Genomic DNA, 25352 nt, shown 5'->3' on the forward strand with positions numbered 1-25352 from the left:
GTTTTGATGAAAGATTTTAAAGAATGGAGTAAGGAGTTATTTGGAAGAAAATTAACAGTTCAATATGGAAAAGTTGCTAAACAATCTTCAGGTTCAGCATGGGTTCAATTTGGAGATAGTGTGGTATTAGCTACTGCAAATATTTCAGATAGAGTGATAGAAGGAGTTGATTTTGTCCCGTTAACCGTTGAATATCAAGAAAAATTTTACGCCGCCGGAAAAATTCCAGGTGGGTTTATAAAACGTGAGGGTAAACCTTCTGAATCTGCAATTTTATCAGCAAGATTGATTGATCGACCAATAAGGCCATTGTTTCCAAAATATCTGAGAAATGATGTGCAGTTAATTGTAACTGTACTATCTGTAGATTCTGATACACCACCGGATGTTACTGGTATAATTGCATCTTCGCTAGCTTTGAATTTTTCAAAGATACCGTTCACTGGTATTGTTGCCGGTGTAAGAGTGGGATATGTTGATGGGAAGTTTATTGTTTTTCCGACCGAAGAACAATTAAAAAATAGTAGGTTAGATATTGTAGTTGCGGGAAGTAAAGATGCGATAACAATGGTGGAGGGAGAAGCAAAGGAGATTTCAGAGGAAGAAATGGTGCAAGCATTGCTTGTTGCACATGATGCAATTAAAGAGATAATATCTTTTGAAGAGGAAATTTTGAAAGATGTTAGCGTTAAAAAGATGGAAATAGAAGAGCCAAAACCAAAAGAAGAACTAATTCAAAAGTTGGAAAGTTTAATTTTAGAGCAAGAATTAAAGGAAAGATTATTAACCAAAGAAAAATTGGAAAGATCCGAAAGATTAAAAGAGTATAAGGAAGAGGTTATTTCAAAAATTTTTGAAGAATTTGATGTTGATGAAGAGGAAAAAGCAACTCAAGAAATGCTTTTAAAAGAATATTTTGATGAGAAAGCAAAAAGTTTGATGAGGAAAATAATAGTTACGGAAGGATTAAGAGCTGATGGAAGAAGCCCAGAAGATATTAGGCCAATTATTTGTGAAGTGGGGATTTTGCCAAGGACTCATGGTTCGGCACTCTTTACAAGGGGAGAAACTCAAAGTTTGGGAATAGTAACACTTGGTGCTCCAATGGAAGAACAAATTGTTGACACTATAATGGAAGAAGGAACAAAACGTTTTATTTTGCATTATAATTTTCCACCATTTTCCGTTGGAGAAGTAAAACCGTTAAGAGGTCCTGGAAGAAGAGAAATAGGTCATGGCCATTTAGCGGAAAGAGCACTAAAAGCTGTGGCACCGGCTGAAGATGATTTTCCATATGTAATACGTGTAGTTTCTGAAATTTTGGAATCAAATGGTTCTTCTTCAATGGCAACTGTATGTTCTGGCTCTTTGGCGCTCATGGATGCTGGAGTTCCGATAAAAACACATGTTGCAGGGGTTGCAATGGGGTTAATCGTAGAGGATGGAGAAGCAGTTGTTTTAACTGATATTCAAGGTTTAGAAGATCATTGGGGAGATATGGATTTTAAAGTTACGGGTACAAAAGATGGTATTACTGCGTTTCAGATGGATTGTAAAATAGCAGGAGTGGGCGAGGAGTTACTTAAAAAAGCTTTAGAACAGGCAAGAATAGCTAGAATGAAGATTTTGGATATAATGTTTAAAACTATTGAAAAACCAAGAGAATCCCTATCACCTTATGCTCCTTTAATTGCTAATATAGAGATAGATCCGATAAAGGTTGGAGAAATAATAGGTCCTGGCGGTAAAGTAATTAAATCTATTGTTAAAGAATTTGGCGTTGAAATATCCATTGATGATACAACTGGAAAAGTTTCAATTTATGGTAAGGATCAAAAGAAAGTTAATGATGCCATTGAATATATAAAAACATTAACTAGAGAAATAAAAGTGGGTGATATTTTTGAGGGTAAGGTTACTAGAATTGAACCTTATGGTTTGTTTGTTGAGTTAATGCCTGGAAAAATAGGACTTGCACATTCTAGTAAATTAGGAAGTGATTCAAAGGAATTTAGAAAAAAATACAAAATAGGAGATCAAATAAAAGTAGTAGTTGTTAATATAGACAATAGTGGAAGAATTCAATTGGGAAAAGCAGAATAGAGGGATGGAAAATTATGGAAAAAATGATTTTAAGAAATGGAATTGAACTATATTTTTATCCTGTAGAAGGTGTTAGATCTGCTACTATTGCATTTAACGTTGGAGTGGGATCTGTGTACGAGCCAGAGGAACTATCTGGCATTTCCCATTTTATTGAGCATTTGTCCTTTAGGGGGACAAAGAAATATAATATGAAAGAATTAAAATTAATGGTTGAAGAAGTTGGTGGCATGTTAAATGCGTGGACAGATAAAGAAAACACAGTATATTATGCCAAAGTCCCTTCTTCTACTTTATTTGATGCATTTGATGCGCTAAAGGAAATAGTTTTTTATCCAAATTTTAAGGATGAAGATTTAGAGTTAGAGAGAAGCATAATTTATCAAGAGTATCTTTCTCACAAAGAGGATCCCATGAGTAATTTGTTTGATTTGATGTATCAAAGGGGATTAAGAGGACCACATTCTAAAACGGTAATCGGCACAGAAGAAACTATTAAAAATATATCGTTAGATGATATTAATAGATTTCATGAAGAATTTTATACACCGTATAATGTTAAAGTAATAATAGTTGGTTATGTAGATAGAAAGGTATTGGATAAAATAGTTAATGAACTTGAAAAAGTGGACGGAAATTTTATTAGAACCGTGAAACACAAAAGTGATATAAATCATGGGATTTTGGAAGGAAAGGTAATGAAGAATGCAAAACAAGTTCACATATTATACGTAACAAAGGGATTTTCACTTGAAGAGCATGAAAGATATCCAATGATAGTTTTGAATACAATATTAAGTAGTGGTATGAGTTCGTATTTTTTTGAGGAAATAAGGGAAAAAGAAGGATTGGTTTATGATATATTTTCTACGAATCTTTCGCAAAAAAATTGGGGAATTTTTAATATTTATGCGGCTGTGTCTCTAGAAAAAGTTGAAAAGTTTGTAAGAAGAATGTTTGAGGTTATAAGGAATTTTAAATTGACTGATGATATGTTCAATTACGGAAAAAAACGGATGATTGGAAAGTTAGAACTTTCAACTGAGAGTACTTCAACTATTACAAATTTGATAATTGAATATTTAGCGAATGATGTTACTCCTGAGCTTCCGATAGATATTATTAAAAGAATTAAGACTATACAAAAAAAGGAAATAGAAGATGTTTTTGAAAAACTTTTCACTCAACGGTGGTCGTTATTTTATGTTTCTCCCAAAAAGTTAAATAATCTAAATTTTAGGGGGGAATTCTTTTGATTATATGGAAAAATATTGAATTAGTTGAACCAGGTGAAATTGTTGGTGAGGATGTTTATGATCCTTCGGGATTTATAATATTGATAAAGGAAGGTTCTGTATTAAAAGAAGGGGATATATATCTTTTAAAAAATCGTGGAGTTAGTATTCTTCCAATTTATGTAGAAGAAGTACTAACCTCTGAGGATATAGAACCAACAATTGATATGGAATTATATGATAACTTATCTAAAGATTTATCCAATACCTTTGAAGAGGTAAAGAGTGGAGAATTAAATGTAAAAAAAGTAGTTAAACACTCAGAGGAAATTATGAAAAAAGTTCTTGAAAAATACAACGAAAAGATTCTTAATTTAATTAGGAAAGATCAAAAACCTTTGGCAAGACATGCTATAAATACCGGTGTAATATCTTCCATTATTGGGATTAGTTTGGGGTTTGATGATGAAACACTGAATAAACTTATAATTTCTGCAATTTTACATGATGTTGCACACGAAAAACCCGTTCGTGATATAATAGAATACTATGATACTCATCCAATAAAAGCAACGGGAATGTTGAGAAAACATTTTAATATGAATGATGATGTTTTGCTTTCAATATTGCATCACCATGAAAGATTTGATGGAAAAGGATATCCGCGAAATTTAAAGGGAACATCCATTCCGGTTTTTGCAAGAATACTTTCAATAGCTGATGCGTACGATACGCTTATTAGTAAAGATTTTCCTGGAAAAGCTTTTTCTCCGTATGAGGCAGTGAAATTTATAATTTCAAATTCTGGAAAAATGTTTGATCCAAATATAGTTTCAAAATTTGTACAATATGTTGGTATATATCCTACTGGAACGGTGGTAGAGTTAAGTAACGGAGAAAGAGGTATTGTAGTGAAAGTTTTATCTGGCCTTATTCCTTTGGTAAAAGCCAATGGTAAGTTACTTGATATAGTAAAGGAGAAGATATATATAAAGAAAGTAATTAATTAGGAGGGAAACCATGAAAAATTTTGATAGATTAACTCCAAAACAAATTGTGAATGAACTAGATAAGTTTATTGTGGGACAAAATGAAGCTAAAAAAGCTGTTGCTATTGCTATAAGAAATAGAATTCGTAGACAAAAATTACCAGATGAATGGAAAAAAGAAATAACTCCTAAAAATATTTTAATGATTGGGCCTACTGGTGTTGGTAAAACAGAAATAGCAAGAAGATTGGCTCAACTTTCTGGTTCCCCATTTTTAAAGGTTGAAGCAACAAGATTTACTGAAGTTGGATATGTTGGAAAAAATGTTGATTCAATGATTAGGGAATTAGTCGAAATAGCTGTAAACATGGTAAAACAAAAGAAAATGAAGGAAGTTGAAGAAAAAGCTAAAAGAAATGTCGAGGAAAGGATTTTAGATGCCATTTTACCAAGCGCAAAAAAACCACAAATCCCATTTGCAAATATTTTTGGGATGCAATTGGAAAAAACTCAAACTGTAGAGGAAAATGTAGATTTTAGAGGTAAAAGGGAAGAGTTAAGAAAAAAGTTGAGAAATGGAGAACTTGATAATAATGAGATCGAAATAGAAATTGAAACTGGAAATTCTCCAATAGGTTTTATAGGTCTTCCTGAAATGGAGGATATTGGAATGGATTTATCAAATGTTTTGGGGAATATTTTTCCAAAACAGAAGAAAAGAAGAAAGATGAAAATTTCTGATGCTAAAAAAGTGCTATTACCAATAGAAGAAGAAAAACTTATTGATATGGATGAGACAGTTCAAGAAGCATTAGAACTTGCTCAAAATAGGGGAATTGTATTTATAGATGAAATGGATAAAATTGCGGTAAAAACATCTGGGGGAGGGCAAGATATTTCAAGACAAGGTGTACAAAGAGATCTTTTGCCAATAGTAGAGGGAACGACTATAACTACAAAATATGGACCTGTTAAAACAGACTTTATATTATTTATAGCTGCAGGAGCTTTCCATGTTTCAAAACCTTCGGATCTTATACCAGAATTGCAAGGAAGGTTTCCAATAAGGGTGGAACTTGAACCATTGACTGAAAATGATTTTGTAAGAATTTTAATTGAACCGGAAAACGCCTTAACTAAACAATATCAAGCGTTGCTTTATACTGAAGGAGTACATTTGGAGTTTACTGAAGATGGTGTAAGAGAAATAGCAAAGGTATCGTATAAATTGAACCAAAAATTGGAAAATATTGGTGCAAGGAGATTGTATACAGTACTTGAAAAGATACTTGAAGACGTTTTATTTGAAGCACCAGACATAGAAGAAAGAATTGTCGTAGACAAAGAGTTTGTTAGTAAAAAATTGAAGGATATAATAGAAGATGAAGATTTAACTTCGTATATACTATAGGAGGGAGAAAGTGAAGGCATCTGCTAAAAAAAGACTAAAAGAGTCAGTTTTGGCATATTTATTTTTGTTGCCATCGTTAATTGTGTTAGGTATATTTGTTTTTTGGCCTGTAGGTTTTTCGTTTGTTTTAAGTTTTTTTAAGTGGGATTTTAGAAACATGAAAACCCCTTATTTTAGTGGTTTTGATAACTATTTAAAAATTTTTGAGTATAACTATCCTCCAAAATTTTCTTTTTTGGAGGGGTTAGTTTATTCTATTTCATATATTTTTCTTTCTATAATTTTAGTTTTTACGGTTTATGCTTTTGTGAGAATTTGGAAAGATAAGAAGGTTACTATATTTTTTGTTAATATTTTTGCTATTGTATGGGCATTTTTAATATTTTTTAAATTGAATTCCTTTATTTTGTTTTTAGATATAGTTTTAGCTGTAGTTTTATTTTTGAATTTAAAAAACAAAAGTTTGACGAAATTATTTAAAAAATTTGCTTGGATTAATGTTTCGGCTATAATTGTTGTGTATGTTTTGCTTGAAACAAGTAAATTTAATCAAAATGGATTATTTGTGTTTTTTATGGATGCAAAGGATAAGAATTTGTTTATGAAAGCTTTAGTTAATACGTTTTATTATGTTATTTTAACAGTTCCTATAACACTTTTGTTATCGTTGATAGTAGCCGTTTTATTAAATTCAAATGTAAGATTTAGAGTGTTTTTTAGAACGAGTTATTTCATTCCTTTTGTTACATCCGTAGTTGCAGTCTCATTGGTTTGGAAGTGGATTTTTAATGACGAGTTTGGACTTTTGAATTACTTTTTATCTTGGTTTAATATAGAAGGAATAAGGTGGTTAAAAGATGAAAAGTGGACAATTCCAACTATTGCGATTGTATCAATCTGGAAGCAGATAGGTTATGATGCAATTATTTTCTTGGCTGGGCTTCAAAATATTGATCAATTTTATTACGAGGCAGCAGAGGTTGATGGTGCAAATTCTTGGCAAAAATTTTCAAAAATTACGTGGCCTTTACTTTCACCGACTACGTTTTTCCTATTAATTGTTTCAATGATTGGTGCTTTTAAGGTTTTTGCACAAGTTTATGTTTTATATGACGGATTACCTGGTCCGTACAATAACAGTGGTATGACAATGGTGTATTATGTATTTGATTTATTTTATAGGCAACAGAGAATGGGAATTGCCAGTGCAGCTGCATATTTATTATTTGCAGTTATATTGATATTTACTGCAATCCAATATAAAGTTGGGAATAAAGTTGTAGAATACGTATCGTGAGGTGAAAGTGATGAAGAAGTTGATAATATATTTATTACTTTCAATAGGTTTTGTTGTAATGATTATGCCTTTTGCATGGATGATGATAACATCTTTTAAAATGCCTAGTGAGGTTCAACAATGGCCTCCAAAATGGTATACCAAGAACTTTTTCAGCAAAAGAGATGTTAAAGTTGAAACAAAGATGGGTGCAGTAAGGACTTTAAAGGGTATTAGTTTGAGCGAAGCTTTAAGTTTTACCTCTTCAAAAGAAGAAGACAACGTTTTAAACATTTCAGTAGAAGATGATCCATTCTATAGAGGAGTATTAACCATAGATATAAAAGGATTTGATTATATAGAAAGATTATCCAATTCGCAATTTCAAAATTGGTTGAAAAATGTATATATTCCCATAGAAATACAATATGATACACCTGAAAATTTTTTTGAAGAAGTTTTTTTGTACTTTAATAGTGGTTCAAAACCGTATTTTAATAGATTAGAATATATTTCAAATTTGACTGGAAAATTTGACTCTGCAATTTCTGGAATAAATTTAATTTCCAAGTTTGTTAATAGAAGAATAAAAGATAAAAGTGAACAAGAAAAATTTAAAATATTTTTAAATTCAATGAAGGAACAATTATTTTCAACAAAAGAGATAATAAAAAAATATAAAGCGGGGAAATATTTGGTATTGGAAAATGATGAAATAAAGAATATTTATGATATTTTATCCAGTTTAGATTTAAATTACAATGGAGAGAATGTTTTAAATAAGGTTTATAACAATAAAGTAGTAGATGTTATAAAATCAGAAATAAAAATTTTGGAGTTTTATTTAAAAGTATACGATTATTTTAAGAATATTCAAAGTAAAGTTGTAAACTCTTCAATAGTTGCAAAAGTAATGTCAAAAGACGAGAAATATGAGCTTTTAAAAAATGAAATTTCAAAAATTAACAATCCAATATTAGAGGAGATATTAAGCGAAAAAGATCTAAAGGATCTACCTGAAAAATTTTCCAAAAAAGTTGACAAATATTTTATGAATGAATATGCCATTAGTATTTCACAACTTAATAGTTTAAAAAGTTTAATAGTAAGTTATAAAAATCTTTTGATTGAAAAGAATATAGATTATACAGATATTCTTAAAAGCGGTAATTTTAACGATTTAAAATATGTGTCTGATGAAAGATTAAAAGATAGTAATACTTATAAAATATTTATTTCTAAGTTGGAAAACATATCATCTAGGATAAGGAATTTAGATAAATTCTTAAAGGAATTAATGTTGTATACGGATTATGTTGATGAGGTAAGAAGAGTTTACAATAACTCAATGAATGCATGGAAAATAATAAAAGCTCCAGAATTTGTTAAAAACATTAGAGTTAAAAACGGGGAAGTAATAGAAATTGAGCTCTCAAATGTTTCACCTATATACCTTAGTGATGATAATTTAAAGTTGGTAAGCTTGAAATTTTCTTTTGGAGAGGTTATAAAGAATGTTTTTCAAAATTATGTTGATGCTTGGAATTCAGCTCCATTTGGAAGATATTACTTAAATACGGTTTTTGTGGCAACTGCAACAACAGTGCTTGAAGTAATACTTGCATCAATGGCGGCTTATGCATTTTCTTGGATGAATTTCCCGGGAAAAAATTTAATATTTGGAATCTTTTTAGCTACAATGATGGTTCCGGGTGAGGTATTACTTGTTCCAAACTTTATAACCATTTCTAAGTTTGGGTGGATAGATACGTATTATGCATTAATAATTCCTTGGATTGTAAGTGTATTTGCTATATTCTTAATGAGACAGCATTTTTTAGCAATTCCAAGAGAATTATTTGATGCTTCTAAGATTGATGGTTGTTCTCATTGGAAGTTTTTATGGAAAATTGTGGTACCATTAAGTAAACCTGTAATTATTACCGGTGCTTTGTTGAAATTTGTCGGAAGCTGGAATGGATTTTTATGGGTATTAATAGTTACAAATTCTGATAAGTATAGAACTCTTCCAGTTGGATTGCAAAATTTTAGTTCGGATGTTGGAACACTTTATAATCAATTAATGGCTGCAGCAACATTTTCAATACTACCAGTTATATTGTTATTCTTATTCACACAACAGCACTTTGTTAGAGGAATTGCAAGAACAGGATTAAAATAATTGAAAAAGGAGGGAATGAAATGAAGATTTTTCTCGATACAGCAAAGATTGACGAGATAAAAAAGGGAGTGGAATGGGGATTAGTTGATGGAGTGACAACAAATCCTACATTAATTGCAAAAGCTGGTACTCCTTTTAAGGAAACTATTAAAGAGATATGTCAGATCGTTCGAGGGCCTGTTTCTGCTGAAGTAGTTTCATTGGATTGGCAAGAAATGGTAAAAGAAGCAAGGGAACTTGCAAAAATTGATGATTACGTTGTTGTAAAAATTCCTATGACCCCTGATGGGTTAAAAGCTGTTAAGATTTTATCAGCAGAAGGTATAAAAACTAATGTTACACTAGTTTTTAGTGCAAATCAAGCATTGCTTGCGGCAAAAGCTGGTGCTACTTATGTTAGTCCATTTGTAGGGAGAATGGACGATATAGCTAATGATGGAATGGGAATTGTTGATGAGATTATTACCATATATTCTAATTATGGTTTTGAAACTGAAGTAATTGTTGCAAGTGTAAGACACCCAAAACATGTTTTAGAATCTGCATTAATGGGAGCGGATATTGTTACAATTCCTTTTAATGTTCTTGAAAAGTTGTTTCATCACCCTATGACGGAAATAGGTATTAAGAGATTTTTAGATGATTGGAAAAAATATCAAACAGGAAGGTGAGGATTTTGTATAGGACGCATAATTGTGGAGAATTAACAATTAAAAATAAAGGAGAAAAAGTAGTACTTGCTGGATGGATAGAGCGTATAAGAGATCTTGGAGGAATAAAATTTATAATTTTAAGAGATAGGTATGGGAAAACACAATTGGTGGTAAGTCCCAATTCATCAGCGTATAAAGTTTCTCAGGAGCTAGGTAGGGAATGGGTAATTCAAGTGAAAGGAAAAGTATTGGAAAGGCCAAATGAAACGAAAACAGACACGCCAACTGGTGAAATAGAAATAGATGTTGAAGAAATAAATGTTTTGTCTAAAGCAGAGATACCACCATTTTATCCAGGAGAAAAGGTTTCTGAAGATTTAAGGTTAAAGTATAGATATATAGATTTGAGAAATGGTGAAATGCAAAGTAATTTAATAATTAGACACAAAATGGCGCAAACTGCAAGAAATTTTTTGAATGAACATGGTTTTGTTGAAATTGAAACACCATACTTAACTAAAAGTACTCCCGAAGGAGCTCGGGACTTTCTTGTGCCTTCTAGACTACAAATGGGAAAATTTTATGCTTTGCCTCAATCACCTCAGTTATTTAAACAGCTTTTAATGGTTTCGGGTTTTGATAGGTACTATCAATTTGCAAGGTGTTTTAGAGACGAAGATTTAAGAGCAGATAGACAACCTGAGTTTACTCAAATTGACATTGAAATGTCTTTTATGGAAATGGAAGATATTTTGTGTTTAATGGAAAACTTTGCAAGAGAAGTTTTTAAAAGTGTAGGAATAAGGTTACCGGAAAAGTTTGATAGATTAACATACGATGAAGCAATGGATAAATACGGTAGTGATAAACCAGACAGAAGATATGGAATGGAGCTTGTTGACTTTACAGAATATTTTAAAGAAACAGATTTTAGGGTAATAAAAAATGTAATAGAAAATGGTGGATACGTTAAAGGATTTATTACAAGTATTCCTATTAGTCGAAAGATAGCATCTGAATTTGAAGAATATGTAAAGCAATTAGGCTTAGGTGGATTATTGTGGTTTAAAGTTGAAGATAAAATAGTATCACCGACAGCGAAGTTTTTGTTGAAAAATTACGAAAAAATTGTAGAAAAGTTTAAATTAAAAAAAGAACAAGTGGTATTACTTGCGGCTTATGATGATAAAGAAGTGCTTAATGGTGCACTTGGTTCGTTAAGATTAAAAATTGGAAAAGAATATTTTAAAGAGTTGGAAGAAGGGTATGATGCACTATGGATATTTGATTTTCCATTTTTAGAATGGGACGATGAGGAAAATCGTTATGTAGCAAGGCATCATCCATTTACAATGCCTAAAAATTTGGAACAAAAATTAGATGAAATAAAAGCTTATGCATATGATATGATAATTAATGGAATGGAAGTAGGCGGAGGAAGTATAAGGATACATGATAGTGATATTCAGAAAAAAGTTTTTGAAATAATAGGTTTAACTGAAGAAGAGGCCAACGAAAAATTTGGTTTTTTCTTAAACGCATTAAATTTCGGAGTTCCACCGCATGGAGGAATAGCATTTGGTTTTGACAGGATGGTTTCAATTGCTGCTGGTGTTAATTCAATAAGAGATGTTATTGCATTTCCAAAGACTACAAGTGGGACATGTCAACTTACAGGTGCACCGTCATTTGTTGAAGAAAAACAATTAAAGGAATTGTCAATTGAAATTCATAAAGGAGGTATAGAAAATGAGGAGCACGAAGGTTGAATTTTCAAATGAAGAAAAGGCATTAATTGCTAAAGTATATGGAGATATTGATGCATATCATTCGGCAGATATAAAGAAGGAAATTAGAGAAAAAATGATTTCATCAGATAAAGAAAAGATTATCATTGATCTTTCTGAAGTAAATTACATAGATAGTGCAGGTTTGGGGAGCTTGGTTGCAATTTTAAAAGATGCAAGAATGAATAATAAATTGTTGTATTTAATGTCTCCAAAACAGTCTGTTATGAGAGTTTTTGAAATGACAAGATTAGATAAGGTATTTAATATTATTTCAAGTATTGAAGAAATTTAGGTGATAGAATGCCATGTAGAATAGCAATAGATGGACCAGCTGGTTCTGGAAAGACGACTATTGCAAAATTACTTGCGAAAACTTTAGGTATCTTTTACTTGGATACTGGGGCTATGTATAGAATTGTTGGATTGTATTTGGAGAAAAGTGATGTTAGTAATGATGAAGAAATAGAAAACAAATTAAAAGAATTAAAGTTATCTTTTTCGGATGGAGATTTTTTTCTTAATGGAAAAAAAGTTGGTGATGAAATTAGAACACCTGATGTTGGAATTTATGCCTCTAAATATGCTAAAAACGAAATTGTAAGAAGATATCTTACAAAGCTTCAAAGAGAGATTGCGGAAAATGAAAATATAGTAGTGGAAGGAAGAGATATTGGAACTGTTGTTTTACCAGATGCAGAAGTAAAGATATTTCTTGTTGCCACACAAGAAGCTAGAGCGAAAAGAAGGTTTAAGGAGTTGACAGAAAAGGGAGTAAAAGTAACATACGAGCAGGTGTTAAATGAAATAAAATTAAGAGATAAACAAGACTCTGAAAGGAATGTTGCACCTTTGAGAAAGGCCAAAGATGCTATATTAATAGATTCAACGAAGTTTTCCATTGAAGAAGTAGTTCAAAAGATATTAGAGGTGGTTAAAGAAAAATGCAAATTATTGTGGCAAAGGGAGTAGGTTTTTGTTTTGGAGTAGAATACGCAGTAAATAGGGCCAAGACTCTTTTAAAGAGTGGCGTAAGTGTCTGGACGGATGATGATATAGTTCACAACAAATTTGTTATGAAAGAATTAAATGATTTGGGTTTGTCAAAAACTTCTGGAGATGTTTTTTTAGTTAGAGCACATGGACTACCCAAATATGAGATTGAAAAATTAAATAAAAAGTACAAAATAGAAGATCTTACGTGTAGGATTGTTAAAAATTTATTTAAAACTGTTTCAAAGTTGGAAGAAGAGGGGTATAAACTGGTTGTTTTTGGGAAAAAAGAACATCCAGAGATGAAGGCGCTAAAGAGTTATTGTACTGATGCTATCATTACAAAGGAGCCTGTAATGGTTGTAGGAAAGAGAATAGCTGTTGCAAGCCAAACTACCATGTCATATTCAGATTTTAATCTTTTTGCGGAAAAAGTAAAAGAAATGTCTAAGTTTGAAGAGTTTAAAGTAATAAATAGTATATGTAATATAACATATGATAGAGAGATTGAAACGCAACAATTATCAAAAATTGTGGATTTGATGGTTATTGTTGGTGGAAAACACAGTTCTAATACAACTAAGCTTTATAAAATTGCTAAAAAATATACCAATGCTATTCATATTGAATTTCCTGAAGAGATAGAATTTATACCCAAGGGGGTTAAAAAAGTTGGAATAATAAGTGGTACATCTACACCAAAAGAGTTAGTTGATAAAGTGGTAGAGAGATTAAAAATATTAGGAGGGATGCTGCAAATGGATGGAAATTTTGAAAAACTTTTAGAAGAGTATTTGTACACAGATGTTAGAAGGGGAGAAAAGGTAGAAGCAACTGTTTTAAGAAAAAGTGATACTGAACTTTTTGTAGATTTTGGTTGGAAAGGTGAAGGGATTGTAAATTCTAATGAACTTGTAAAAGATTTGGAAGAATATAATATTGGTGATAAAATCACATTATTATTGTTAAAAAAAGATGAAGAAAATGGTACAGCATATTTATCAGAGAAGAGAATCTATTTGAAACAAATTAGAAGAATTTTAAAGGAAAAGTTTGAAAAAGGCGAAAAAGTTACAGGAAAGATTATCTCAAAAGTTAAAGGAGGATATAAGGTATTAATTGATAATGTTTTAGAAGCATTTTTACCAAAGAGTGAATCTATGATATTTGATGATAATATACCTGAATACAAATGTGAGTTTAAGATTATAAAATTTGAAGATAAAAGAAGATTAAATGTTGTACTTTCAAGAAAGGTATTAGTGGAAGAACAAGTGAAAAAATTTTTCAATGAGAGAAAAAATGGAGATATTGTTGAAGGTATAGTGAAAAAAATTGAAAAGTTTGGAGCGTTTATTAGAATTAGCGAAGGTATTGAAGGATTATTGCCAAATTCGGAAATTTCTTATGATAATGAAGTAAATGCTTATGATGTATTAAGTGAAGGGCAAAGTGTTAAATTATATTTAAAAGAAATTGTTCCGGAAAGAAAAAAGATAATCTTGAGTTTAAAGGAATTACTTCCAAATCCGTGGAATAGTGTTGAGAGAAAGTATAAAGTAGGAGAAGTGGTTAGTGGGAAAGTGAAGAAGATAATGCCATATGGGTTTTTTGTAAATCTTGAACCAGGTATTGATGGATTTGTCCATATTGATGATGTATTTTGGGGAAGAAGAGGAAATTTAAAAGAGTTAATTTCTGAAGGAGATTTTGTAAAATTAGTTGTAAAAGAGGTGGATAAAGAAAACAAGAGAATAAAGTTAAGTTATAAAGAAGTAAAGGGAGATCCATGGGAAAATATTGAGGAAAAATATCCAGTTGGAAATGTTGTGACTGGTGTTGTTAGAGTTATTTTTGAGAAAGGAATAATAATAGATATTGAAGAAGGAGTAAGTGGATATTGTCCTATTTCGGAAATCTCGTGGAAATACATAAGAACTCCAAATGAAGTCGTAGCCGAAGGTGAAAAAGTAAAGGCCGTTGTGACAGAACTTGATAAAGAGAATAGAAAAATAAAATTAAGCGTAAAAAGGGTGGAACAAAATCCGTGGAAACTGTTCAAAAAAAACTACAAAGTAGGAGATGTGGTAAAAATTAAATTAACGAAGGAATTGAAAAAAGGGTATATTGGTGTTATTGAAAATGTTGAAATTTACATTCCAAAGTCGGATGTGGATTCAACTGTCAATATAGGAGATGAATTAGAAGTAAAGATTATTGGTATTAAGGAAGACGGAGAAATTTTAAGGATTATTGCAAGCGAGAAAGAAAAAGTAAGTGAGTCTTTAATAGAAGAAATAAACAATGAAGCTGAGAAGGAAAGATTTAGTTCCATTGAAAGGAAGGTAAAAAATGGCAACAGTTTTGATAGTAGGGAAGAGTAATGTTGGAAAATCAACGCTTTTTAATAAATTAATAGGTAGGAAAAAATCAATTGTAGATAATAAAGAAGGTGTTACAAGAGATGCGGTTAGTGACCGCGTCTCTTATTTTGGAAAATATTTTAGATTAATAGATACGTGTGGAATTTTCGAGAGACCAGAAGATATCATATCTTCTAAGTTAAAAAATTTAACTTTGGATATGTTGAAAGAAGGAGATCTCGTTTTGTTTGTGCTTGATGGAAAAAATGGATTAACCTCTGAAGACTATCATCTTGCGGATTTTTTGAGAAAATCAAATTCTGATGTATTGTTGGTGGTTAATAAATCTGAAAATGGAAAAAAAGTTTTGGTAAATTTATCGGATTTTTATAGCTTAGGATTTGGTGAACCAATATTTGTTTCAGCAGAACAAGGAAAAAATATCGATAATTTAGTTGAAAAAATCATTGAGAAGTTGGAAGAAAAAGGAAAAAATTTAAGTGAAGAAGATAATAATAATGATTCTATAATTAGGGTAGCGTTAATTGGAAGACCAAATGCGGGAAAATCAACATTATTTAATAGTATATTAAACAAAGAAAGAGTACTTGTTACTCCTATACCTGGTACAACAAGAGATGCAATTGATGAGTTAATAGAATTTAATGGCCAAAAATATCTATTTATTGATACAGCGGGGTTAAGAAGAAAATCTAGAGTTGAATACAAAAGTATTGATATGTACAGTAATGTGCGGGCTATAAGAAGTGTTGAATTAGCCGATGTTGTTGTGTTAGTTATAGATGCCATCGAAGGTATCACACACCAAGATCAAAGAATAGCAGGGATTGCTGAAAATAGAGGAAAGGCAACTGTTGTTGTTTTTAATAAGATAGATCTTGTGAAGAATTTTAATTTTAGAAAAACAGAGTTTATTGAACATTTTAATGAAAAGTTATATTTTATTAATTATAGTCCTGTGGTATTTGTAAGTGCTGCAAAAAACAAAGGAATAAAAAAATTAATAGACGCAATTAATGAAGCATATACTTCGTTAAATTACAGAGTTAATACAAGTGCGGTAAATGCTGCTATACAGAGAATGGTTATGTTTTCACCACCACCAAGAGGTTTAAAGATATTTTATGGTGTGCAGGTAGACGTAAGACCTCCAACATTCTTATTTTTTACAAATGGGAAAAAAGTTCCAGAATTTTATCAAAATAGTATTAGAAATACTATTCGCGAGAATGTCTATCCTTTCAATGGGGCACCTATATTTTTGAAATTCAAAAATAGACATTAGGGGGGATATTATGAAGAAGATTATATTACTTGGAATTTTATTATCTATAAGTGTGTTTTCTTTTAAGGTTATAATGGTAACGGATATTGGGGGATTAGGAGATGGATCTTTTATGGATGGAACTTGGTCTGGTATTGTTAAAGCGTGTGAGGAGCTTGGCATTGAGTATGAAGTTATACAGTCAAAGGAACAAGGAGATTACGTAAGTAATTTAAGTAAGGCAGCAGAACAAGCAGATGTAGTTTTCGCTGTAGGTTATTTAATGTCTGATGCGTTTTATAAAGTTGCGCAACAGTATCCTGAAACATATTTTGTTGGAATAGATTTTGATAACGGTACAGAACTTTCAAATGTTATGACATTTACATTTAAAGAACAAGAGGGTAGTTTTTTAACTGGATATCTTGCTGCTGGAATGACAAGAACTGGAAAAGTTGCGATTATTGGTGGAATTCCTATTCCACCTGTGAAGAGATATGAAATTGGATTTAGGGCGGGAGTTAAAGCATTCAATCAAATTCATAACACAAATGTTGAAGTGAAGGTTGTGTATGCAAATTCATTCACAGATCCAAAAAAAGGAAAAGAATTGGCGCAGGCATTAATTAGTGAAAAAGTAGATATTATTCAACAAGCTTGTGGAGGAACCGCATTAGGAATTATTGAAGCAGTCAAAGAAGAGGATCAAAAATTAGTAAAATCGGATAATTTAAAAGACTTGATTGATTATTTCTACGAAAATGGCGGTTATTTTATGTTAGGTGGTGATGTTGAGCAAGAGCCACAAGCACCTGGCTATATTTTGGCAAGTGCTATTAAAAGGGTTGATGTTGCAAGTTATTTAGCTGTTAAAATGGCGTATAATGGAGAATGGGCGCCTGGAAATACGGAATTGGGAATAAAAGAAAATGGTGAAGGAATTAGCAATATGATATTTACCAAAGGGATAGTTCCTGATAGTTTGATTTGTGAGATAGAATATCTAATAATTTTAATAAAAAAAGAAGAATTTATAATTCCATCATCTGAAGAAGAGCTTAATGGAATGAAAATAAAAATTAAGTTTTAAACGGTGATAAAATGTTAAAAAAAATGAGTTTTTGGTTTTGGTTTATAATTATTGTTGTAATGATAATTTTTCAATTTTTGTATTGGTATTTTTTTAAGGGAAATTCTTATGCATTTTTTTATTCTTTAAAGAATGCATCACACGAGATTATTACACAACAATATAGGCCTTTAAATTTATATCCCTTAAATGAAGATGCACTATTTAAAAATACTTTAAGGTATATAAAATCAAAGGGATTAAATATTATAGTTGGGCCTAATTTTAGTGCTACTGGATTTAGGATATTCAAATTTTTAGAAGATTACGATCTTGTTGCAATTTCTCCAAGTATAACATCAACTAAATTGTTAATGAGTACTAATAGAATTCTTTCAATAGTTCCTACTAATGAGTTTCAAATAAATGTAATTATAAAATTTTTGAAGTATAATGCATCAAAAAATGTTTTACTGATATTAGATCCATTTAACAAAGAATATTCAAGGGAATTTTTAAAAATTTTAAAAGAGTTTAATGGAGAATATGCGTATTTTTATTCCGTTGAGACTTTTTCTAAAGATGTGAGTAAATACGATTCAATTGTAATTACGCTTGAACCTAAAGGTGCTATCGATTTTCTAAGTTATTTTGCTCCTGATTTTAGAGGAATAATTGTAGCATCTGATGCCGCAATTGATGAGGGATTGGATAGTTTGCCGGATTTAAAAAATTTATACGTTGTAACTTTTGGGTTTAAAAGTTACAATTGGTCAAATGAAGCCATTTATACAATATTTAGAATGCTTTCAAAGCATAAGTTTATTTCTACCAACCAATTTGTTAATTTTTATTTGGGACATGAAATTGGTAGAGGAATGTATTTTAACGATGAAGGATTTATCGAAAAAAATATTAGTATAGTAAATTTTTCAAAGTATAGAAAGGAGAGTTTAATATTTGAAGGTAAATAGGAGATTATTATTTTTATTCTATTTTATATTGTTGATTTTATTGGTTATAACGCTTAATTACTATTTAAAGGTAACTTTAAAAGATTCTAGTAAGGTGTTTACGAAATATTTTGATAATTTATTACTAAACAAACAATTTTTAGTCGCAAAGTTGGATGATAGTTTTTTTGACAAAGAATCAAATAAAAATTTGAAAGGAATATTAACTGAGGGACCAAATAAATATATTAAAGGAATATATTTTAGAATTGATACGTTAAAGTATGTGAAAAAACATGGAAAGCAGTATTTTTTGTATGAAATTCCATTGAACTTGTTTAATTTAAGTGAACTCTCTATTAAATATTATGATATTATTGCTGAGGATAAGGTTGTTTATTCGTCGGAACCTTTAAAAATTGGAAGCAAATATAAAAAATCATTTTTTGAAGAATTTTCAAAATCAAGTTATGGATTTACTTTTGTAGTAGGGTATAAGGCAGCTTTTGTTATAAAGTTGAATTTGTTTGTGACAATGATTTTTACCGTTGGTTTTGTATTGTTTTATTATTTATTTTATATTGAAAAGGGAGAAACTGAGAAAATGGAAAATGTTATAAAGAATTTGAATATGGAATTAGAGAAGATATATGAAAGTTTTAAAAAGCATAAAAGGCTATATGAGTTTGGTAGTTCTCCTACTAATTTAGAAAGTGTTAGTAAATTACAAAAAACTATTAAAAGTATTTTTGAAGAGTTTAGAAAGATATTTAGTGAATATGAAAGAACTGCAGAAATTTTAGAATCCACAATGGCAGAACTTGAGGAAACTAATGCAGAATTGATGGAAAAGAATCTTCAAATTATTTCAGCTCTTGCCGAGGCTGTTGAAATAAAAGATTCAGTTACTGGAAATCATTCAAGAAATGTTATGGATTTTTCCTTACTTTTGGCAGATAAAATGGGAATTAAAGAGCCTGCGGAAATTGAAGCAATAAAATATGGGGCGATTTTACATGATATAGGTAAGATAGGTATCCCCGAGCATATATTAAATAAACCTTGAAAATTGAATGATGAAGAATTTGAAATAATGAAAAAACACACAGTTTATGGTGAAAAAATAATTAAAACTATACCAGGTTGGTCTCTTGTTGGTGATGTAATTAGACATCATCACGAAAATTGGGATGGGAGTGGTTATCCCGACGGATTAAAAGGGCAAGAGATTAGTTTGCGAGCTCAAATAGTATCGATTGTGGATGTTTTTGTTGCTCTTACCGAAGATAGACCATATAGAAAGGGGCTTTCAGTTGAAAAATCTTTGAGTATAATGAAGGATATGGTTGGAGTTAAGTTTTCATCGGAGTTGTTTGTACAATTTTTAGAAGTTTTAAAAGAAAGAGGATATATAAGTTGATAAATAATTAAATTTATGATAACATATAAAAGGACAAAATTTAGAAAAGGAGGATAGTATATGAAGAGGACATATCAACCATCGAGGATTAAGAGAAAAAGAACACACGGGTTTTTAGCGAGAAAAAAGACTGCAGGTGGAAGAAGGGTGTTAAAGAACAGAAGAAGAAAAGGAAGATGGAGATTAACAGTATAAGTAAAAACACCTTTAAAAAACATGAACGCTTGAAGCTCAGGAAAGATTTTAAAAATATATTTGAAAATGGCAAAAGCATACAAAATAGTTATCTTGTGATTTTATATGTAAATAATGGTCTAGATTATAGTAGATATGGTTTTTCAATTAAAAAAAAGTTTGGTAAAGCCGTGAAAAGGAATAGATTGAAAAGATGGTTACGTGAGATTATAAGAAATAATAAAGGGATTATTCCAAAAGGATTCGATTATTTAATAATTGCTAGGAAACATCTTTCGAAAGATTTTGACAATATATTATTTACAGAATTAAAAGATGAATTGTTAAAATTATTTGTGAGGATTAATGATGAAAAAAATAGTAATGTTAGTGATTAGATTTTATCAAAAATTTATTTCTCCATTAAAACCACCAACTTGTATATATACTCCGACATGCTCGGAGTATACTTATCGGGCGGTACAAAGGTTTGGCGTATTTAAAGGTCTTTTCCTGGGCTTCAAGCGTATTTTAAGGTGTAATCCTCTCCATAAAGGTGGGGAAGATCCAGTACCAGATGAATTTTATATAATTAGAAGGAGGCGGTCTAGTTGAAGAAAGCGATTACCGTCATTTTTTTGTTGTTGGCTTTTTTTGTGTTAGCAGGAACTATGACTCTTGAAGAAAGAACTGATGGTATTTACGTGTTTACTAAACTTGCGGAATATAAATTTGACTATAATGGTAATTTACAAGAAGTGTATAGAGTTACTGAAAGAAGAACAAGATTATTTTTGTATTCTAATGATGGTTTTGATCTGGAAAATGTAAATTCGACTCCTACTTTTAAGTGGCAGGGATTAAAAGATAAAGGAAAATACTCTGAATTAACTTTGGTTTTTAATTATGGGAATATTGAAAAAATATTCAGTTTTAAAGAAGGCCCAAATTATACATTTAATGTTTCAATTGATTCTAATGATGAAATTACTGTATCAATTCCAAGGGTTGGTTACGAGGAAAATGATAGATTGCGCGATAATGTTTTTGTATCGTTTTATAATAAAGGAGATATTCTTTCTATAGTAAAATTTTCTGGGAAAACATTAGGTGGAAATAAGGTGAAAGGTACAAATCTAAGATTTCTAGCCTATATTGGTCCTTATAAAAAGACCCTTATAAAAGATGCATTTGGAGAAGATTATTCCACGATTTCAGAGATGTTAAAAACAATTTCTGGGGTTGGAGGATGGTTTGATGTAATATTATATCCATTAGTTTACTTTTTTGGATGGATAAATAATTTTACTAAGAATTTCGGACTTACAATTATTGTTTTTACGATAATTGTCAGATTTATACTTTATCCACTGTATCATTCACAGACAAAGTCTATGATTAAAATGAGAAAAATGCAACCTATTGTGGAACAAATAAAGAAAAAGTATAAAGATCCTCAAAAACAGCAACAAGAACTTTTAAAGGCATATAAAGAGAATAATATTAATCCAGCAAGTGGGTGTCTAATGGCGTTTGTGCAGTTGCCAATATTTATAGTTTTGTATCAAGTTATAAGGTATTATCAGGAAGAATTTGCGTTTAATGGACAATTTCTCATATGGAAGGATTTAACAGCTGGGGGATTTTCAGCAAATTGGGTGTTTTTAGTTATACAAATTCTTGCAGGATATTATCTTGCATTGATTACAAGTCAGGATACAAGAACAGCATGGCAGAGTATAATTATGAGTTTTGTATTCCCATTCCTGTTCATAGGATTGCCAAGTGGAGTGTTTTTGTATTACACTGCAAATACGTTGATTCAACTTGGAATAACATATTATATTTATAAAAAATACAAAATTAAAGGGTTAACACAAAGAGAACTCTGGGGCTTACCAAATAAGGGGTGAATAGCTTGAAGAAGTTAACATTGACTGGAAAGAGTATAGAAGAAATTTTGACAATTTTTGAGGAAAATATGGGTATTAAAAATGGAGAATATGATTATTTGGTTATAGATAAGGGTTCAAGTGGTTTTTTTGGCTTTTTAGCAAGAGATGCGGTTATAGAAATTACCATAAAGAAAGAATACTATGAAAGAAGACTACAGGAATTTTTGAAAAATGTGATAAAATACTTTGATGATAGAATAGAAATAAGTGTGTTTTCAAAAAATAACAGAGTGTTTATTGCGAAAATTCAAGGAGAAGGTATTGGAAAGATAATAGGAAAACATGGTAAAGGATTAGGTGCTTTACAGCATATTGCAACAATATTTTTAAACAGACTTTCTGATATAAAAATCACGGTAATTATAGATGCAGGAGATTATAGAGAAAAGAGAAAAGAACTTATTAGAAAAATTGTAGGAAGTGCTGTAGAAAAGATTAGAAATGGTGCAAAAAGGATAGAACTTGATCCAATGTTTTCATTTGAAAGAAGATTAGTACACGAATTTTTGAAGAAATATCCAGATGTTGTATCTCATTCTGAAGGTGTTGAACCTTATAGATATGTGGTAATTGAAAGGAGGCATCTAAATGATAATATCAAAACCAGAAAAAGTAGAGCCTATAATAATAGATGATGGGAAAATTGAGAAAAGAATATTGATTGGTTCAAAGGATGGGGCTAAGAATTTTGTTATGAGACTTTTTAGATTACAGCCGGGTGCAAATACGCCATATCATTCGCATGATTGGGAACATGAAATTTTTGTGGTAAAAGGAAAGATCCAAGCAGTTACAAAAAATGGGAAATTTGAAGCTGAGCAAGGAAGTTTTATTTTTGTTAAACCCAATGAAGAACATCAATTTGTTAACATTGGGGATGAATATGCTGAATTTATATGTATAATCCCTTATATGCCGAACAATGAATGAGAACGTAGGAAAATTACTCATAAAACAAATTTTTCTTTTTACTGTATTAATATTAATAGTATTAATAACGGGAGTCTTGTATTATCATCTTTTTGAAGGACTCCCGCTTGTTGATGCGTTCTTTTTTACGGCAATAACCATTTCAACGGTTGGCTATGAAATGCCAGAAACACTTTCTACCACTGGAAGAATCTTTACTTCTATTCTAATCTTTATGGGGATTAGTGTTGTTTTATATGGAATATCAAGTGTTACGGCAATTATCGTTGAAGGAAAACTTAGCGATTACATGAAAGAGAGGCGAAACAGAAAAATGATTGAAAAGATGCAAAATCATATTATTGTTGTTGGTGCAGGAAAAACTGGACAATATGTAATTGCAGAATTGATCAGAGAAAAGGAGAGTTTTTTAATAATAGATAAAAGCGAAGAAAATGTAAAGCGTTTATTGGAAATGTATAGTATAGAAGTTCCATATATAGTTGGAGATGCAGCGGAAGAAGATATATTGTTAAATGCTGGGATTTCAAAAGCAAAAGCATTAATAACAACACTTCCAGAAGATTCAGTAAATGTTTTTGTTGTATTAAGTGCAAGAACATTAAACCCAAGTTTGACGATAATTTCCAAAGTTACTGATGTATCGTCAATTAGGAAACTAATATATGCTGGTGCAACTACAGTTGTAGCAGCTGCGGAAATTGCTGGTACTAGAATGGCAAGATTAACTACAAGACCAGAAAGTGTTAACTTTGTTGATTTGTTTGCATTTGGCAATGAACAATATAGAATCGAGGAAATTAAAATAGTGAAAAACAGTGTGTTGGTAAATAAAAAGATATCTGATTTGGATATAGGAAAAAAATTTAAAGTTATGGTATTGGCTGTTAATAGAGAAGGCGATACAATTTTTGGTCCAAGCGGTGATTTGGAGTTACGTGAGAACGACGCTTTGATGATAATGGGAAGAAAAGAAAATATTGACGAATTTAAAAAATTTTCAGACATTTAATCCCACCCTTAGTTGTATTTATCCCAGATAAAATTTGAATAAAATAGTTAATGGGAGTATAAGCAATGTTTTTGGGTTATCTTTGAAAATATTGCTTATAATTATTTTATTCTATCCTTGTTAGTATAATTTTTGCGTGTTACACTATTAATGCAAAATATAATTTTTTGGAGGTGTGCTATGGAAATAAAAGAATTATTAAGTATTGTAGAACGTGAAAAAATTAATTTTATAGATTTGAAAGTAGTGGATATTTGGGGAAAGTGGAGACATGTAACACTTGCAAGGACAAATTTTTCTGAGAAGACATTTTGTGATGGTGTGGGGTTTGATGCGTCAAATTTGGGATATGCATCTGTAGAAAATAGCGATATGATTTTAATTCCAGATCCAAAAACAGCTTTTATTGAAAATGTTGGAGGAGAAAAAGTTTTAAGTTTAATTTGCGATGTTTATGATGCAAATACTGGGAAACCTTCTTATCATGATCCTAGAACGATTTTAAAATCTACACTTAATAGTATAAAAGATATAGCTGATGAGGTTTGTTTTGGTCCAGAATATGAATTTCATATTTTTGAAGATGTTAGATATAAAATTTCAAATAATGAAGTAACAGTACAAATTGATAGTAAAGAGGGATTTTGGAATTCTGAAGAAACAGGTGAGTATTTTATTGGAAAGAAAAAGGGTTATCATAGAATACCACCATTTGATACGTTGATGGAGGTAAGAAATAAGATAGTATCAAAGTTATTAGAGTATGGTATTCCGGTAAAATATCACCATCATGAAGTAGGAACTTGTCAAGTTGAAATTGAATTGAATTTTGTAAGCGCATTAAAAGCGGCAGATTATACATTGTTAGTAAAATACATTGCAAGACAAGTTGCAAAAGAGTATGGATTAATAGTAACATTTATGCCAAAGCCATTGTATGATGAAGCGGGAAATGGAATGCACGTGCATCAATATTTGGTTAAAGATGGGGAAAACATATTTGCTGGTGATAAATTGTACGGTTTATCGGAAACAGCTTTATCGTACATCGCAGGATTATTGAAGCATGCACCATCTGTTATGGCATTTACCAATCCAACCACAAATTCGTATAGAAGATTAGTGCCTGGTTATGAAGCACCTACCAATGCGGTTTTTGCCCTTGCAAATAGAACAGCAGCGATAAGAATACCCGCATATGTGAAAGATGCTAAAAAGAAAAGAATAGAATTTAGAACTATTGACGCGTCATGTAATCCATATTTAGCGTTTTCTGCCATGATTTTAGCAGGAATAGATGGTATAAAAAATAAGATGGATCCAACAAAAGAAGGATTTGGACCTTTTGAGAAAGATCTATATGTGGAAAATATTAAACCACTTCCATATTCATTGACTCAAGCATGTCAGGCTTTGAAAAATGATAATGATTATCTAAAACTATTTCCAAGGGAACTAATAGAACATTGGATTAAATTAAAAATTTCTGAGGATAGGGAAATAATGTCAATTCCACATCCAAAAGAATTTGAAAATTATTTTGATATATGAAAATTGATTTT

At 30.7% G+C, this 25352-nt stretch carries 22 protein-coding genes and 1 pseudogene; all 23 read left to right on the forward strand.

The features are described from left to right. The first annotated feature begins 6 nt into the window (after positions 1-6). The 23 genes and pseudogenes from XJ44_RS08730 to glnA all read left to right on the forward strand — a co-directional run bounded on the left by XJ44_RS08730 (position 7) and on the right by glnA (position 25341). Positions 7-2103, forward strand: coding sequence for a polyribonucleotide nucleotidyltransferase (locus XJ44_RS08730; RefSeq protein WP_077198758.1), 2097 nt, complete (start codon positions 7-9; stop codon positions 2101-2103). Between the two features lie 14 nt (positions 2104-2117). After that, the gene (locus XJ44_RS08735; protein ID WP_077198759.1) at positions 2118-3359 is read left to right on the forward strand and encodes a M16 family metallopeptidase; all 1242 of its coding nucleotides are present in this window, start codon (positions 2118-2120) and stop codon (positions 3357-3359) included. Next, positions 3356-4348 (forward strand): HD-GYP domain-containing protein, encoded by a 993-nt coding sequence (locus tag XJ44_RS08740; protein WP_077198760.1) that lies wholly within the window; start codon positions 3356-3358, stop codon positions 4346-4348. Before XJ44_RS08735 ends, XJ44_RS08740 begins: the two co-directional genes overlap by 4 nt. A 10-nt stretch (positions 4349-4358) precedes the next feature. Beyond that, positions 4359-5738, forward strand: a complete 1380-nt coding sequence (gene hslU / locus XJ44_RS08745) for an ATP-dependent protease ATPase subunit HslU (protein WP_077198761.1) — start codon at positions 4359-4361, stop codon at positions 5736-5738. Positions 5739-5748: 10 nt separating this feature from the next. After that, positions 5749-7035, forward strand: a complete 1287-nt coding sequence (locus tag XJ44_RS08750) for a carbohydrate ABC transporter permease (RefSeq protein ID WP_077198762.1) — start codon at positions 5749-5751, stop codon at positions 7033-7035. A gap of 10 nt (positions 7036-7045) precedes the next feature. After that, complete coding sequence (locus tag XJ44_RS09340; RefSeq protein ID WP_077198763.1) at positions 7046-9196, forward strand: carbohydrate ABC transporter permease; 2151 nt, start codon at positions 7046-7048, stop codon at positions 9194-9196. Between the two features lie 20 nt (positions 9197-9216). After that, a complete protein-coding gene (fsa, locus tag XJ44_RS08760) occupies positions 9217-9867 on the forward strand; it encodes a fructose-6-phosphate aldolase (RefSeq protein WP_077198764.1) in 651 nt (216 codons plus the stop codon). A 5-nt stretch (positions 9868-9872) separates the two neighbouring features. Next, positions 9873-11618 carry an aspartate--tRNA ligase gene (gene aspS, locus XJ44_RS08765; protein ID WP_077198765.1) on the forward strand — a complete coding sequence of 582 codons (1746 nt, stop codon included), beginning with the start codon at positions 9873-9875 and terminating at the stop codon, positions 11616-11618. Further along, on the forward strand, positions 11599-11931 hold the full coding sequence (locus XJ44_RS08770; protein WP_075666595.1) for an STAS domain-containing protein: 333 nt from the start codon (positions 11599-11601) through the stop codon (positions 11929-11931). The genes aspS and XJ44_RS08770 overlap by 20 nt, the downstream gene beginning before the upstream one ends. A gap of 8 nt (positions 11932-11939) precedes the next feature. Then, positions 11940-12608 (forward strand): (d)CMP kinase, encoded by a 669-nt coding sequence (cmk, locus tag XJ44_RS08775; protein ID WP_077198766.1) that lies wholly within the window; start codon positions 11940-11942, stop codon positions 12606-12608. After that, complete coding sequence (locus tag XJ44_RS08780) at positions 12581-15013, forward strand: bifunctional 4-hydroxy-3-methylbut-2-enyl diphosphate reductase/30S ribosomal protein S1 (RefSeq protein ID WP_077198767.1); 2433 nt, start codon at positions 12581-12583, stop codon at positions 15011-15013. Before cmk ends, XJ44_RS08780 begins: the two co-directional genes overlap by 28 nt. Further along, positions 14982-16298: a ribosome biogenesis GTPase Der gene (gene der, locus XJ44_RS08785; RefSeq protein WP_077198768.1), complete on the forward strand. Its 1317-nt coding sequence runs from the start codon at positions 14982-14984 to the stop codon at positions 16296-16298. The genes XJ44_RS08780 and der overlap by 32 nt, the downstream gene beginning before the upstream one ends. A gap of 10 nt (positions 16299-16308) precedes the next feature. Further along, entirely contained in the window at positions 16309-17367 is a 1059-nt protein-coding gene (locus XJ44_RS08790; RefSeq protein ID WP_077198769.1) for a BMP family lipoprotein, read from the forward strand. A 59-nt stretch (positions 17368-17426) separates the two neighbouring features. Beyond that, positions 17427-18320 carry an ABC transporter substrate-binding protein gene (locus tag XJ44_RS08795; RefSeq protein WP_158071839.1) on the forward strand — a complete coding sequence of 298 codons (894 nt, stop codon included), beginning with the start codon at positions 17427-17429 and terminating at the stop codon, positions 18318-18320. Positions 18321-19143: 823 nt separating this feature from the next. Continuing rightward, a pseudogene (locus XJ44_RS09405) lies at positions 19144-19719 on the forward strand (HD-GYP domain-containing protein). A gap of 60 nt (positions 19720-19779) precedes the next feature. Next, the gene (gene rpmH, locus XJ44_RS08805; RefSeq protein ID WP_075666602.1) at positions 19780-19914 is read left to right on the forward strand and encodes a 50S ribosomal protein L34; all 135 of its coding nucleotides are present in this window, start codon (positions 19780-19782) and stop codon (positions 19912-19914) included. Beyond that, positions 19896-20291 (forward strand): ribonuclease P protein component, encoded by a 396-nt coding sequence (gene rnpA, locus XJ44_RS08810; RefSeq protein ID WP_077198771.1) that lies wholly within the window; start codon positions 19896-19898, stop codon positions 20289-20291. The genes rpmH and rnpA overlap by 19 nt, the downstream gene beginning before the upstream one ends. Further along, the gene (gene yidD / locus XJ44_RS08815) at positions 20263-20508 is read left to right on the forward strand and encodes a membrane protein insertion efficiency factor YidD (RefSeq protein ID WP_077198772.1); all 246 of its coding nucleotides are present in this window, start codon (positions 20263-20265) and stop codon (positions 20506-20508) included. The genes rnpA and yidD overlap by 29 nt, the downstream gene beginning before the upstream one ends. Positions 20509-20564: 56 nt before the next feature. After that, positions 20565-21806 (forward strand): membrane protein insertase YidC, encoded by a 1242-nt coding sequence (yidC, locus tag XJ44_RS08820; RefSeq protein WP_408645832.1) that lies wholly within the window; start codon positions 20565-20567, stop codon positions 21804-21806. Further along, positions 21803-22483 (forward strand): RNA-binding cell elongation regulator Jag/EloR, encoded by a 681-nt coding sequence (gene jag / locus XJ44_RS08825; RefSeq protein WP_233119549.1) that lies wholly within the window; start codon positions 21803-21805, stop codon positions 22481-22483. The genes yidC and jag overlap by 4 nt, the downstream gene beginning before the upstream one ends. Next, positions 22437-22778 (forward strand): cupin domain-containing protein, encoded by a 342-nt coding sequence (locus XJ44_RS08830; RefSeq protein WP_077198775.1) that lies wholly within the window; start codon positions 22437-22439, stop codon positions 22776-22778. The genes jag and XJ44_RS08830 overlap by 47 nt, the downstream gene beginning before the upstream one ends. Continuing rightward, positions 22771-23790, forward strand: a complete 1020-nt coding sequence (locus tag XJ44_RS08835) for a potassium channel family protein (RefSeq protein WP_077198776.1) — start codon at positions 22771-22773, stop codon at positions 23788-23790. Before XJ44_RS08830 ends, XJ44_RS08835 begins: the two co-directional genes overlap by 8 nt. A 180-nt stretch (positions 23791-23970) precedes the next feature. Next, positions 23971-25341 (forward strand): type I glutamate--ammonia ligase, encoded by a 1371-nt coding sequence (glnA, locus tag XJ44_RS08840; RefSeq protein ID WP_077198777.1) that lies wholly within the window; start codon positions 23971-23973, stop codon positions 25339-25341. Positions 25342-25352: the final 11 nt, after the last annotated feature.

Source organism: Thermosipho affectus (assembly GCF_001990485.1).
Taxonomy (GTDB): domain Bacteria; phylum Thermotogota; class Thermotogae; order Thermotogales; family Fervidobacteriaceae; genus Thermosipho; species Thermosipho affectus.